Origin of the sequence: Anaerococcus senegalensis JC48 (assembly GCF_000321005.1) — a bacterium.
Taxonomy (GTDB): Bacteria; Bacillota; Clostridia; order Tissierellales; family Peptoniphilaceae; genus Anaerococcus; species Anaerococcus senegalensis.
This window is the reverse complement of record NZ_CAEK01000029.1, coordinates 1-262: the sequence shown is the minus strand read 5'-3', so window position 1 is coordinate 262 and position 262 is coordinate 1. Positions and strand designations below refer to the sequence as shown.

1 tRNA gene is annotated in these 262 nt (G+C 38.2%); it reads left to right on the top strand.

What is annotated here, in order from left to right:
- Window positions 1-65: 65 nt before the first annotated feature.
- Window positions 66-141 (top strand) — tRNA-Ala (locus ASHG_RS00035).
- Window positions 142-262: the final 121 nt, after the last annotated feature.

Genomic DNA, 262 nt, shown 5'->3' with positions numbered 1-262 from the left:
CCAAAGAAAATTAATAAAAAAACTTTGTTTGGAACAAAGTAAACTTTGTAGATTAAAGGTTACATGGGGGTGTAGCTCAGTTGGGAGAGCACCTGCCTTGCACGCAGGGGGTCAAGAGTTCGAATCTCTTCATCTCCACCAAGCCCATAATGAGGGGTGAAAGATTTCAAAGAAATCTTTCATTATTTTTCGACATTTGCAAAGCAAATAAGAAAAATAACGTTAGGTTACAGTAAATAACCAGACAAAACTCGAACAGGGC